This window comes from Rhodococcus sp. KRD197 (assembly GCF_017168235.1).
In the GTDB taxonomy this organism is placed as follows: Bacteria; Actinomycetota; Actinomycetes; order Mycobacteriales; family Mycobacteriaceae; genus Rhodococcoides.
The window spans coordinates 38,262-50,840 of the sequence record NZ_JABFAO010000005.1 but is presented as its reverse complement, the minus strand read 5'-3'; the positions used below and the strand labels follow the sequence as shown (position 1 = coordinate 50,840).

The window sequence follows — 12,579 nt, the reverse complement described above, 5'->3', positions numbered from 1 at the left end:
GAGCGAAAGCCAACGACGTGGGACTCATCTCACGCCGGCGCTGTCGTGAGATGAGTCAGTGGCTGGCGTCGGGCAACCCGGTAGCCGTCGACTGCAAGTATCGCCAATGCCACGGCGAGCATTGCGTAGACGATGAGCTCGATGCCGCGCATCCGCTCGCCGAGGAGTAGTCCCACAGCTACGAGGCCGACCGGCTCGAGGTAGCCGAGCAGCCCGAACAGGGGCAGCGACAACAACCGAGAAGCTGCCAGGTAGGCCGCCATTGCGCCGGCTCCGGCGATGCCCACTACCACCAGCGCGAACCCGCCCGCTATGCCACTGGGATGCTTGTCTCCGGCAAGAATCAGCACTCCAGCGGCCGGAGCCAGGACCGTGACCTCCAATCCGAAAGCCATCGGGCTGTCCAGCCCCAAGCGGCGGCGCAGCACGAAATAGGCGGGGTATCCCAGGCAGATCGCAAACGTCACCCATGACAGCACCGGCGTGAGCGCGATCTTGACCGCCACCGCGAGTCCGGTGATTCCGACTGCGATCCATTGTCCCCGCGTGATCTCGGCCCTCAGGGCGATCCGTCCGCCGAGTACCAGCACAAGCGGTAGTAGCAAGAACCCGAGAGAAGCATCGAGGGCATGCCCATGCGAAGGCGCCCAAGAGAACATCCACAACTGCACGCCCACAAGTGCGCACAGCAGCAGGAACATCGGTGGCAGCCACCGTGTGCGGGTCATTGCCGCCCAGGCCGCACACAACAGCGTCCGCGCTGCGGGATGAAGCAACACGAGTGCATAGCAGGCGAACGTCAGCACGATTCGCCAGCCGAACACAACCTCGGTCGAGGCATCCGTCACCCCGGAGAGGTAGAAGATCACCCCGAACAGCACGGCAGCGAGCACCGCGGCGCCGACACCGCGCGCAGTACCGCTCCCGCTCGTCACAGTCCACCCCACTAATTTGTATTTGCCTGGCCCGACTCGCCGCCGGTGGACGGTCGAGGCACAATGGCACCTATGTCTGCAACGAGTCCCGTCACAGCGTGGAAGTCTCTCAAGGAGGGTAACCAGCGGTTCGTCAACGGTGAGTCGCTGCATCCCAGCCAAGGCGTCGCCGACCGCGAGCGCCTGACCGGGGGCCAGCACCCGAGTGCCGTGCTCTTCGGATGCGCTGATTCTCGTGTCGCGGCCGAGATCATCTTCGATCAGGGGCTCGGTGACATGTTCGTGGTGCGCACGGCCGGTCACACGATCGACTCGTCCGTCCTCGGATCCATCGAGTACGGCGTCGCCGTACTCGGCGTTCCGCTGATCGTCGTACTCGGCCACGACCAGTGCGGGGCCGTCAAGGCAACGATCGATGCACTCGATTCGGGAGACCTCCCCGGCGGTTACATTCGCGACGTCGTCGAGCGTGTGACGCCCTCGATACTCTCGGCTCGCCGCGATGGCTACACGGGCGTCGACGAGTTCGAGGCACGGCACGTCGAAGAGACCGGCAACCTGATGATGCAGCGTTCGCGGATCATCGCCGACAAGGTCGGCGCCGGCGAACTGGCGATCGTCGGATTGACCTACCGCTTGTCCGAGGGCAGCGCACGTCTGCGTGAAGTGATCGGCGATATCGGCGAGCTGCCCGAGTAAAACAAGCTTGCGGCACGACACGCGGTCTGCGCTTGACCGACACCTGAGCTGCTGACGCATACGGTTGTTCTGTGTTGGAACCAACCGGGCCTTTGCCTCCCGAAATCTACTGGCGCCGCCGTGCGCTCGCCATCGGTGCGGCTGTGGTCGTGCTCGGTTTGATCGTGTGGTTCATCGCCTCCCTCGGTGGCGGCAGCGAAGATCAGCAGTCTCAGCCTGCCGGTGTGGTGTCGGCCGTGAATCCGACGCCGACCCCGAGCTCCTCCCCGTCTCAGGAGGACGACTCCGAGGCCGATTCGTCGGGTGCAGGATCGGGTGGGGCGGCCAGCTCCGGTGGCGGTTCCGGTTCGACGGGTTCTGGGGCATCGGGTTCTGGGGCATCGGGCTCGGACACTGCGGTATCCGGTTCCGGCGGGAACTCGAATGCTCCTGCTCCGGTGGTCGGAAATCAATGCTCGGATCAGAGCCTGGCGATCAAGGCCACTCCGGACAAGCCGTCGTACCGCGTGGGCGAGGAGCCCGGATTCACCGTCGTCATCACCAACATCAGCGCGCAAGAATGCCAGCGCGATGTCGGGGCCGGTCTGCAGCGAGTGCTCGTCTCCACACTCGACGATCAGCGCATCTGGTCCAACACCGACTGCTTCCCGGACGCCCAGTCCGACCTGCGGACCTTCGGACCCGGTGAGCAAGCAGGGTTCACCGTGAAGTGGTCCGGCACCAACTCGATTCCGGGCTGTGGCGAAGAGCGCGTGCCGGTGGGCCCGGGCTCGTACAAGGTGATCGCTCAACTGGGTGAGCTGCGTAGCTCACCCGAGCCGTTCAACATGACGACGTAGACGGCGCAGGCGCGCCGAGTCAGTCGAATGGGCCCGCTATCGACGACTCGGCCAATCGCGAGAGGCCCTCGCGAATGTGGCGTGCCCAGAGACCGCCGATGCCTTCGACGGACTGCAGGTCGGCGGCCGTGGCGGCCAGCAGTCCCTGCAGTGTTCCGAACGAGGCAACCAGCCGCTGGATCTGACCGAACTGCAAGCGCGGTACCCGCGTCAGGACGCGATAGCCTCGCGGGCTCATCGGTGTGTCCAGTGCCTCGATGGTCGCCGGGTAGCCGAATGCGCGGGCCAGCGTCGTCAGATCGAGCAGGTCGACGTCGGTGAGCTTGTCCAGTGCGCCGAGAGCTTTCTCGACAGCGGCAGTTCCCGCCGGCTCTTCACCGGCGAGGTAGTCGCGCACTATCAGTTGACGGTCGACATCGTTGTCGCCGAGCAGTTCCTCGAGTTGCAACGCCAACTGTCGACCGTCCGTGCCGAGTTCGAGGACGTTCTGTTCGATCTCGACCGAGACCCGTCGAACCATCTCGAGTCTCTGCGCGACGGTGAGCGCGTCCCGCAGGGTGACGAAGTCCTCGATCTCCACCACCGACAGTTGTCTGGTGTTGTCATCGAGGCGGGCCTTGTACCGTTCCAGCGTCGCGACGGCCTGGTTGGCGCGTGACTGAATGGTTGCCGATCCTTCGACGACGTGCCGCACTCCGGCGACGTAGACGCTGACGATGCTCATCGACTGGCTCACCGAGACCACCGGATACCCGGTTTGCATCGCGGTGCGCTCGGCGGCGCGGTGCCGGGTACCGGATTCGACCGTAGGGATCTGGTGGTCGGGGACGAGCTGGACGTTGGACCGAACGATTTTGTTGCCGTCGGTCGAGAGAACCACGGCGCCGTCCATCTTGGAGAGTTCACGCAGGCGGGTCGGCGAGAACTCGACATCGAGCTCGAACCCGCCGTCGCAGATGGCTTCCACCTCGTCGTCGTATCCGAGCACGATGAGCCCGCCGGTGCGTCCGCGAAGAATCCGTTCGAGCCCGTCGCGCAGCGTTGTTCCGGGCGCGAGCCGGGCGATGGTCTCTCTGAGCGCAGGGGAAGTGGCCTCACCGCGTCCCGAGCCGTCCATATTCCATCTCCTTGTTCGGCCTCAGCCGCGCATGCTGTGCCGAGTCGAATCTCGCAGCTGGCAAATCCTCGCAGCTAGAAGGCTACTGGAGGGGTGTCATCGAGCGCGCACACGGACCGACTGGAGGGCGTCTCCGAGGTTGGTGACCGTCTTGTTCGTCATGCCGGCGGGCACGGCGTCGTCGTGTTCTGGGGTGATGGCGTGCGTGAAGCCGAGGCGGGCTGCTTCGGCCAGGCGGCGACCCAGCCCGGAGACACGTCGCACTTCACCGGCGAGGCCGACCTCACCGAGAATGATCACCCCCGGTGGGAGCGGGACATCCGTCACCGCCGAGGTGATCGCGGCTGCAAGTGCCAGGTCGGCCGCCGGCTCACTGGTTTTCATGCCACCGACAGTTGCCGCGTACACCTCGCTGCGGGCGACCTTGAGACCACACCGACGTTCCAAGACGGCGAGAATCATCGCCACGCGAGCGGAATCGAGTCCGCTCACGGCGCGGCGCGGGGACGGCATCTGCGTGTCGACGACGAGTGCCTGTAGCTCTGCGAGCAGGGGACGTTTTCCGTCCATGGTGACGGTGACGGCGGTGCCGGGTACTGCTTCGGTGCGATGGTGCAGAAAGAGCCCGGACGGATCGGAGATGCCTTCGATGCCGGTGTCACGGAGTTCGAAACAACCAACCTCGTCGGCTGCCCCGAAACGGTTCTTGACGCCACGGATCATGCGCAGCGTGGTGTGCTTGTCGCCCTCGAAGTGCAGCACCACGTCGACGAGGTGTTCGAGCGAACGAGGCCCGGCGACGGCACCGTCCTTGGTGACGTGGCCGATCAACAGAACCGCAACGCCGGTGGTCTTGGCGAGGGAAGTCAGCGCACTGGTGATGGCGCGTACCTGTGTCACACCGCCGATGACCCCATCGACATCGGCAGCGAGCATGGTCTGCACGGAGTCGACGATGAGAAGGCTCGGTTCGACCTGTTCCACGTGACCGAACACGGTGGCGAGATCGGATTCCGCGGCGAGAAACACGCGTTCGTGAACGGCGCCGGTCCGATCGGCGCGTAGCCGAACCTGGCCGGCGGACTCCTCGCCGGTGACGTACAGGGCGCGGCGGTCCTCGCCGGTGCGAGCCCACCGGTGGACCACCTCGAGCAGCAACGTGGATTTGCCCACCCCGGGTTCACCTGCGAGCAGAACGACCGAGCCGGGGACGAGGCCACCGCCGAGCACCCGATCGAACTCCGAGATTCCGGTGGAGTTCGCCTTCGAGGTGGTGCTGCTGACCTGGGTGATCGCGGCGGCGGGGGAGGTGGGAACCATCGCGGTGGTAGCCGAGCGAGTATTACCCGCGCCGAGCGCCGATGCGCCCGCTCGATTGGCCACCGGAGCGAGGATCGTCGCCTCGTCCATCGAGCCCCAGCTATTGCACTCCGGGCAGCGCCCTACCCATTTGCCGACGACATGCCGACAGGCCGAACAGCGGTAATTCGTCTTCGGTTTGGCCACGCGAGAAGACTAGAGGGAGGTACCGACACCGTCCTCAGTTGTTGCCGTCCGCGCCCTCTTCGACCTGGGTTTCGACGATCTGCTGATCGATGTCCTCGGCCTCACTGTGGAGTTCGCCCTCGACGGGTGACTGCTCGGAGACATTGCGTTCGAGTGCGGTACCGGCATCGACGGGAACGAGCAGTTCTACCTCGCCCGCTTCCTCGAAGGTGAACGTGACCGGGACGGTCAGGCCGGGGCGGACATCCTCGTCGATGCCCTCGAGTTCGACGGTGATGAACTGCAGCGGGATGCCCGGATCGGACACGGCGTTGTCCACCGGCATACCCGCGCCGAGCCCGGTCAGCGGCTCGATCTCGGTACCGCCGGACTCCTCGCCGACCGTGACGGACGACGCGGCGTCCGTAGAGATGCCGGTGAGGGTGTCCGAGGTGGTCGCGCTGTTGTTGATCGCGATGAAGCCGAGCTCCACCGTGCCGCCGGCCTCGATGGAGTACTCCTCGGACTGAGGGAACACCACGTGCACGTTGCGCAACGAGATGTCGCCGAGGTCGACGGAATTCCCGTTGACCGCGGCAACCTGGTCCGAGGTCTGCGAGATCTGGCCGGCGCCGCAGGCGGTCAGGATCAGCGTGGCACCGGCCGCAAGGGCGAGCGCGGGTGCCAGTCGGCGGGTCTTACGGTTCGCAGTCGCAGCGATGAACGCAGTCACGGGTCGTCCTCCGGTCGTGGCCAGTGTTGTGAAAAGCCGTGGGTTGTGAAAAGCCGTGGGTTGTGAAAGCCGTGTGTTGTGCAGTCGAGAGGTGGTTGGGCGTGCGATGCGGGTGCTTCGCGAGCCGATCCGTCGGGTCCACTAGGCAGAGTAGTAGTCAGTGCGTGACTGTCGTCCGCTGGGGCGCAAAGAGGGGGCCCGCTGGGGCGTGAACAGCACCCCGGATCGCCGCGTGATCGGCGTGTTGACCGGCGTTTCGTGTTGCGCTCCTCACGTGCAGAAGCGAGGCCGACACGGCCTCCGGAGGGGTTGTGGATACACGTTCGCAGTCCCGTGTCAACCCCAGCGAAGGCGGCGCTGTGCCCCTGACCTGCACCGTTGATCTGGACGCGTGGTAAAGTGGAAAAATCGAAAGGGGCACGGGACACATGATTTTCAAGGTCGGAGACACCGTCGTTTACCCCCATCACGGAGCGGCGCTGATCGAAGCGATAGAAACCCGCACCATCAAGGGTGAACCGAGAGAGTATCTAGTTCTCAAGGTCGCACAGGGCGATCTCACCGTTCGAGTTCCTGCAGACAATGCAGAGTACGTCGGCGTTCGCGACGTAGTCGGCCAGGAAGGCCTCGACAAGGTCTTCCAGGTTCTCCGCGCACCGCACACCGAGGAGCCGACCAACTGGTCGCGCCGGTACAAGGCCAACCTCGAGAAGCTTGCTTCCGGTGACGTCAACAAAGTCGCTGAGGTAGTGCGCGATCTCTGGCGTCGCGAGCAGGACCGCGGTCTCTCGGCTGGTGAGAAGCGGATGCTCGCCAAGGCACGTCAGATTCTCGTCGGGGAACTCGCTCTCGCCGAAGGCACCGACGAGGCCAAAGCGGACATCATTCTCGACGAAGTTCTCGCCGCAGCTTCCTAGGTGGAAGGCTCGGTAACCGGTCCCGTCGTCGCGCTCGTTCCGGCGGCGGGTCGTGGTCTTCGCCTACTCAAGAGTGAGCCGAAGGCTTTCGTCGATCTCGGTGGATCAACACTTCTGCAACGCTCGGTCGACGGGCTGAGAGCATCAGGTGCCGTCGATCGGATCGTGGTCATGGTCCCGGTGGAGCTGGTCCAGCACACGCGCGAGTTGCTCGGTAGTTCTGTCACCGTCGTCGCCGGAGCCTCCGAGCGCACCGAATCCGTACGCCTCGGACTCGCCGAAGCGGGGGACGCGGCGATCGTCCTGGTGCACGACGCGGCGCGCGCACTCACGCCCCCGTCGCTCATTGCGCGAGTAGTGGCCGAGGTTCGGGCCGGCCGCGGAGCCGTTGTGCCCGCTCTGCCGGTCACGGACACTGTCAAGTCGGTAGACATCATGGGAGCCGTCGTCGGCACGCCCGACCGCGCCACACTGCGCGCGATTCAAACACCTCAGGGCTTTCGCGCCGATTTGTTGACCCGCGCCTATGCCGAGACATCGGACATCGCCACCGACGACGCCGGGCTCGTCGAGCGCCTCGGTGAGCTCGTACACACCATCGTCGGCGAGTCGCTCGCCTTCAAGATCACCACTCCCTTCGATCTCCTCCTTGCCCAAGCCATCCTTGCCGACGCGACCGTTGCCGAAGCCCCACATGCCGATGCGACTGCTGCGCAGGATGCGGATACAGCGAAGGTGAGCCCATGAGAGTCGGAATCGGCACCGACGTCCATCCCATCGAGATCGGCAGGCCGTGCTGGCTCGCCGGTCTGCTCTTCGAGGAAGCCGACGGGCTGGAAGGGCATTCGGACGGCGACGTCGCTGCTCACGCGCTGTGCGACGCACTTCTGTCCGCGGCCGGGCTCGGTGACCTCGGCTCCGTCTTCGGTACCGGTCGCCCCGAATGGGACGGCGTGAGCGGCGCCGCGATGCTGACCGAGGTGCGGCGGTTACTCACCGAGAGCGGAATGACGATCGGCAACGCTGCGGTGCAGATCATCGGTAATCGTCCCAAGATCGGCCCGCGGCGCGCCGAAGCGCAGCAGACGCTCTCCGCGTTGCTGGGGGCGCCCGTATCGGTCTCCGCCACCACCACCGACGGACTCGGGTTGACCGGCCGGGGTGAAGGGATCGCGGCGGTCGCGACCGCTCTTGTCATGACGGAGTAAAAGCACCGGTAGCATTGCTGGGCGTGACCCTTCACCTCTACGACACCGAATCAAGGGCCTTGCGGGAATTCACCCCCTTGGTCCCTGGCCACGCGTCGGTATACCTGTGCGGGGCAACGGTGCAAGGTGAGCCGCACATCGGCCATGTTCGCAGCGGAGTGGCATTCGACGTCCTGCGTCGGTGGTTGACCGCCCAGGACTACGACGTCGCCTTCATCCGCAACGTCACCGACATCGACGACAAGATCCTGAACAAGGCGCGCGACGCCGGCCGGCCCTGGTGGGAATGGGCCGCGACCTTCGAGCGGTCGTTCACGTGGGCGTACGACAAGCTCGGTGTGCTCCCTCCCTCGGCCGAGCCGCGCGCCACCGGCCACATCACCCAGATGATCGAGTTGATCGAACGACTCATCGCATCCGGGCATGCGTACGCGGCAGAAGGCAACGTCTACTTCGATGTGCTGAGCTTCCCGGGCTACGGCGCATTGTCGGGACACAAGCTCGATGACGTTCATCAGGGCGAGAGCGCCGGTGAGGGCAAACGCGATCCGCGTGACTTCACGCTGTGGAAGGCGGCCAAGGAGGGAGAGCCCTCGTGGCCGACGCCGTGGGGCCGCGGACGTCCGGGCTGGCACCTCGAATGCTCCGCCATGTCCGAGGCCTTCCTCGGTCCGGAGTTCGATATCCATTGTGGTGGTTTGGATCTGGTTTTCCCGCACCACGAGAACGAACGCGCGCAGAGCAAGGCCGCGGGCGATGGTTTCAGCCGGTACTGGTTGCACAACGGCTGGGTGACCATGGGCGGCGAGAAGATGTCGAAATCGCTCGGCAACGTGCTTTCGGTTCCTAACGTCCTCAAATCTGTTCGGCCACAAGAGCTTCGATACTACCTCGGTAGCGCGCACTATCGATCGATGCTCGAGTACTCCGATCATGCGTTGCAGACGGCAGCGGTGACCTACCGCGGCATCGAGGGCTTCGTGCGACGCGTCGTCGAGCGGGCCGGTGATGTCCCGCTCGGCACCTGGACCGAGGACTTCGCAGCGGCACTCGACGACGATCTCGGGGTTCCCAAAGCGTTGGCCGAGGTGCACGCGAGCGTCCGAGCAGGCAACAGCGCACTCGAGAGCGGAGACTTCTCGGGCGCCGTCGAGCATGCGTCGAACGTGCGGGCGATGCTGTCCATCCTCGGCGTGGATCCACTGGACCCACATTGGGAATCCGGCAGCGATGGTGGCGGGGCGTTGAAGGCCGCGCTCGGTGTGCTGGTCGATGCGGAACTCGGGCGGCGTGCGCAGGCGAAGATCGACAAGGATTGGGTCACCGCCGACGCGATCAGGGATCGCCTCGCCAAGGCGGGAATAGACGTGACAGACACTCCCAGCGGACCCGAATGGTCCGTCGGGGCAATCAGCAGTACCGACGAAGCAGGGCAGTGATGGCAGGCAATTCCAGTAGGCGCGGCGCAATCCGAAAGACCGGTAGCAAGAAGGGGCAGGTCGCCGGCTCCGGTGGCAAGCGCCGCAAGGGGCTCGAAGGGCGTGGCGCGACGCCTCCCGCCGAGGCCAGGACCAAACACCCCGCAGCTCGCCGCGCAAAGATGGCAGAGAAGTCGGCGCAGACGCGCGGCAGGCCGGGTGGTGGCCGCGTCGCGAGCCGGAAGAACGACGAAGGTCCAGAGGTGGTACTCGGACGAAACCCTGTCGTGGAGTGCCTCCGCGCCGGAGTCCCCGCGACGGCACTGTGGGTTGCCGTCGGTACCGACAGTGACGAGCGTCTGAAAGAGAGTGTTCAGCGGGCCGGCGACGCTGGGATCTCGATCCTCGAGGTCCCGCGCTCGGATCTGGACAAGCTCAGTGCCAACGGCCTGCATCAGGGGCTGGCGCTTCAGGTGCCGCCTTATCGCTACGCGCACCCCGATGATCTGATCGCCGCCGCCCGCGCGCATCAGGAGCCGGCGCTGCTCGTTGCTCTGGACAACATCACCGACCCACGCAACCTCGGTGCCGTCATCAGATCCGTCGCTGCCTTCGGTGGGCACGGTGTGGTGATACCGCAGCGTCGCAGCGCGAGCGTCTCCGCCGTTGCCTGGCGCACCAGCGCCGGGGCCGCCGCCCGCCTACCCGTCGCGCGTGCCACCAATCTCACTCGGACACTGAAGGATTGGCAGACCAAGGGCATCACCATTATCGGTCTGGATGCGGGCGGCGACACCACCCTGGACGAGTTCGACGGCAGCGGACCCGTGGCGATCGTCGTCGGTTCCGAGGGCAAGGGCCTGTCTCGGTTGGTCCGCGAGACGTGCGACATGATCCTGTCCATTCCCATGGCCGGCCCCGTCGAATCGCTCAATGCGTCCGTGGCTGCGGGTGTCGTCGTTGCCGATATCGCCCGCCAGCGTCGCTAGGACCCGAGGGCTCGTGGCTGCGGATCAACCGACCCAGAATTGCACCGTGTCGCCGGGGCGCAGCTGCGCGGCATGCGGAATACTGCCCGAGGCGACAACGGCAATGACCGGGTAGCCGCCCGTCACGGGATGATCTGCCAGGAAGAGCACCGGTTTGCCCTCCGGTGGCACTTGCAGGCCGCCCGGCACCATCCCCTCACTCGGGAGTTCGCCGGCGACTGCGCGGGGCAAGGGCTCGGCGCCGTCCAGTCGGATGCCTACGCGATCGGAATCCTGAGACACCGTCCAGTTCTGCTGGACCAACGTGGACCTGGCCCGCGCTGTGAACCAATCGTCGCGCGGCCCGCAATGGATGCGCAATCGCAATGTCGGTGTCGGTATGGGTGGTGGAATGAAGTCTGCGGCGGGCCAATCCGCGTGTTCGGCCCCGACGAGAAGTTCCGTGCCGGGTCGCATCACCTCGGGGCCGATGCCGGACAACGTGTCCGTCGATCGACTTCCCAATACAGTCGGCGCATCGATACCCCCGCGCACAGCGACGTAGTTGCGTAGGCCCGATGTCGGTGCCGCGAGTGTCAAGATCGATCCGGCGGGCAGCGTGATCATCGAATACAGCCCTTGCCTCACTCCGTCGACGGTGCATTCGGTGGACGCGCCGGTGACGGCGACGACGGTATCGAACTCGGCTCTCAGCGCCAAGCCGCCGAATGTCACCTCCAGCGTGGCAGCCTGTGAGCTGTTGCCTACCAGGCGATTCGCCGCATCGTGAGCGAGGATGTCAGCAGCCCCGGAGCGGCCCACGCCGATCGGGGCGTGCCCTGACCGTCCGCGATCTTGAACCGTGCACAGCGGCCCCGTCTGCAGAATCGACAGCTTCCTCATACCTGCTCGAATCGAAACGTTGTTCCCGGCTGCAGCAGTGCCGGCGGTGTGCGTTCGATGTCCCACAGCACCGTTTCGGTGTGACCGATCAACTGCCATCCTCCGGGCGAGCTACGCGGATAGACGCCGGAGAATTCACCTGCGAGCCCCACGGAACCGGCGGGAACCGTCGTACGCGGTGTTGTCCGGCGGGGTACATGCAGCCGATCGTCGGTTCCGACGAGATAGCCGAAGCCCGGAGCGAAACCGGCGAAGGCGACGGTCCACACTTGTTCGGTGTGGGCGAGGATCACCTCGCGCGTGGTGAGACCGGTGGCCTCGGCGACGTCGGCGAGATCGGCGCCGTCGTAGTGGACCGCTATCACCCCCGGCTCGGTAGCCGGCGCGGCGGCGCGGTCGGCGGGCTCCGTGGCGCGGATCCAGGCGGCCACAGAATCGCTGTTCCCATTGTGTCGCACCAGTATCGTGCGAGCCGCTGGAACGAGTTCCTCGACGTCCTCGGGTGCGCTGACGCGCAGCGAGGCGAAGAATGCCATCGTTTCGGCGAGATCGAAGTACTCGACGAGAATGGCTCGGTCGCCGCAGGAACGCAGAATCATCGGATGAACGAAGCGATGTCGATATCGTTGTCGAACAGTATCTTTCGAACCGTATGTGCCATGTCCACGGCACCCGGGGAGTCGCCGTGCACGCACACCGACTCGGCGTCGATCCGTATCGTTGATCCGTCGATCGCCTCGACGGTGCCGTCTCGGACCAGTCTCAGCACGCGCTCCGCGACGACCGAGGGATCGGTCAGCACGGCACCGCCGACCCGGCGCGAGACCAGCTCGCCGGTGGGCGTGTACGCGCGATCGGCGAACGCCTCGGTGACCGCGCGTAGTCCCGCGTCCTGAGCTTCCCGCAGAAACACCGATCCTGGCAGACCGAGGACGGGGAGCGTCGGGTCGTAGGAACGCACGGCATCGACCACAGCGCGCGCCTGATCACCGTGCGCTACCAACGCGTTGTACAGAGCACCGTGCGGTTTGACATAGGCGATGGCCGAGCCCGAGGCCTGAGCGAGACCGTCGAGCGCGCCCAATTGATACAGCACGTCGGCAGTGAGATCGGCGGCCTCGATGTCGATGAAGCGACGTCCGAAGCCAGCGAGATCGCGGTAGCCGACCTGCGCGCCTATCCGGACGAAGTTCTCGGCGGCGCCGCGGCAGGTATCGAGGATCGTGCGCGGGTCACCGGCGTGAAACCCGCATGCGATGTTGGCGCTGGTGACGATGGACAGCATGGCTGTGTCGTCGCCCAGCGTCCACGTTCCGAAGCCCTCGCCGAGGTCGGAGTTCAAATCGATGGACGTCAT

General features: G+C 65.5%; 14 protein-coding genes. 7 read left to right on the top strand and 7 right to left on the bottom strand.

What is annotated here, in order from left to right:
- Positions 1–29: 29 nt before the first annotated feature.
- The gene (locus J1M86_RS12275; RefSeq protein ID WP_206510095.1) at positions 30–935 is read right to left on the bottom strand and encodes a permease; all 906 of its coding nucleotides are present in this window, start codon (positions 933–935) and stop codon (positions 30–32) included.
- Between the two features lie 72 nt (positions 936–1,007).
- On the opposite strand from J1M86_RS12275, the gene J1M86_RS12270 reads away from it, so the two are divergent.
- Together J1M86_RS12270 and J1M86_RS12265 are read left to right on the top strand one after the other, a co-directional pair.
- Positions 1,008–1,634 (top strand): carbonic anhydrase, encoded by a 627-nt coding sequence (locus tag J1M86_RS12270; protein ID WP_075839450.1) that lies wholly within the window; start codon positions 1,008–1,010, stop codon positions 1,632–1,634.
- A gap of 71 nt (positions 1,635–1,705) precedes the next feature.
- Complete coding sequence (locus J1M86_RS12265; protein WP_206510094.1) at positions 1,706–2,473, top strand: hypothetical protein; 768 nt, start codon at positions 1,706–1,708, stop codon at positions 2,471–2,473.
- A 19-nt stretch (positions 2,474–2,492) separates the two neighbouring features.
- Here the strand turns inward: J1M86_RS12265 and disA are convergent, their stop codons facing one another.
- The 3 genes from disA to J1M86_RS12250 form a co-directional block, all read right to left on the bottom strand.
- A complete protein-coding gene (disA, locus tag J1M86_RS12260; RefSeq protein ID WP_075839451.1) occupies positions 2,493–3,590 on the bottom strand; it encodes a DNA integrity scanning diadenylate cyclase DisA in 1,098 nt (365 codons plus the stop codon).
- Positions 3,591–3,686: 96 nt separating this feature from the next.
- Positions 3,687–5,096 (bottom strand): DNA repair protein RadA, encoded by a 1,410-nt coding sequence (gene radA, locus J1M86_RS12255; protein WP_075839452.1) that lies wholly within the window; start codon positions 5,094–5,096, stop codon positions 3,687–3,689.
- Positions 5,097–5,130: 34 nt separating this feature from the next.
- Complete coding sequence (locus J1M86_RS12250; protein WP_075839453.1) at positions 5,131–5,808, bottom strand: hypothetical protein; 678 nt, start codon at positions 5,806–5,808, stop codon at positions 5,131–5,133.
- Positions 5,809–6,236: 428 nt separating this feature from the next.
- Here J1M86_RS12250 and J1M86_RS12245 point away from each other — a divergent pair, with 428 nt between their 5' ends.
- Genes J1M86_RS12245 through rlmB form a run of 5 tightly spaced genes read left to right on the top strand, consistent with a single transcriptional unit; the run spans position 6,237 to position 10,340 of the window.
- The gene (locus J1M86_RS12245; protein ID WP_206510093.1) at positions 6,237–6,725 is read left to right on the top strand and encodes a CarD family transcriptional regulator; all 489 of its coding nucleotides are present in this window, start codon (positions 6,237–6,239) and stop codon (positions 6,723–6,725) included.
- On the top strand, positions 6,726–7,472 hold the full coding sequence (gene ispD / locus J1M86_RS12240) for a 2-C-methyl-D-erythritol 4-phosphate cytidylyltransferase (protein WP_206510092.1): 747 nt from the start codon (positions 6,726–6,728) through the stop codon (positions 7,470–7,472).
- Positions 7,469–7,933: a 2-C-methyl-D-erythritol 2,4-cyclodiphosphate synthase gene (gene ispF / locus J1M86_RS12235; protein WP_075839454.1), complete on the top strand. Its 465-nt coding sequence runs from the start codon at positions 7,469–7,471 to the stop codon at positions 7,931–7,933. The genes ispD and ispF overlap by 4 nt, the downstream gene beginning before the upstream one ends.
- A gap of 23 nt (positions 7,934–7,956) precedes the next feature.
- Positions 7,957–9,372, top strand: a complete 1,416-nt coding sequence (gene cysS / locus J1M86_RS12230; protein ID WP_206510091.1) for a cysteine--tRNA ligase — start codon at positions 7,957–7,959, stop codon at positions 9,370–9,372.
- Complete coding sequence (rlmB, locus tag J1M86_RS12225) at positions 9,372–10,340, top strand: 23S rRNA (guanosine(2251)-2'-O)-methyltransferase RlmB (RefSeq protein WP_075839455.1); 969 nt, start codon at positions 9,372–9,374, stop codon at positions 10,338–10,340. Before cysS ends, rlmB begins: the two co-directional genes overlap by 1 nt.
- 24 nt (positions 10,341–10,364) lie before the next feature.
- On the opposite strand, the gene J1M86_RS12220 is transcribed toward rlmB, so the two are convergent.
- Genes J1M86_RS12220 through J1M86_RS12210 form a run of 3 tightly spaced genes read right to left on the bottom strand, consistent with a single transcriptional unit; the run spans position 10,365 to position 12,579 of the window.
- Positions 10,365–11,222 carry a biotin-dependent carboxyltransferase family protein gene (locus tag J1M86_RS12220; RefSeq protein WP_206510090.1) on the bottom strand — a complete coding sequence of 286 codons (858 nt, stop codon included), beginning with the start codon at positions 11,220–11,222 and terminating at the stop codon, positions 10,365–10,367.
- Complete coding sequence (locus J1M86_RS12215) at positions 11,219–11,821, bottom strand: allophanate hydrolase subunit 1 (protein WP_206510089.1); 603 nt, start codon at positions 11,819–11,821, stop codon at positions 11,219–11,221. The genes J1M86_RS12220 and J1M86_RS12215 overlap by 4 nt, the downstream gene beginning before the upstream one ends.
- The gene (locus J1M86_RS12210; RefSeq protein WP_206510088.1) at positions 11,818–12,579 is read right to left on the bottom strand and encodes a LamB/YcsF family protein; all 762 of its coding nucleotides are present in this window, start codon (positions 12,577–12,579) and stop codon (positions 11,818–11,820) included. The genes J1M86_RS12215 and J1M86_RS12210 overlap by 4 nt, the downstream gene beginning before the upstream one ends.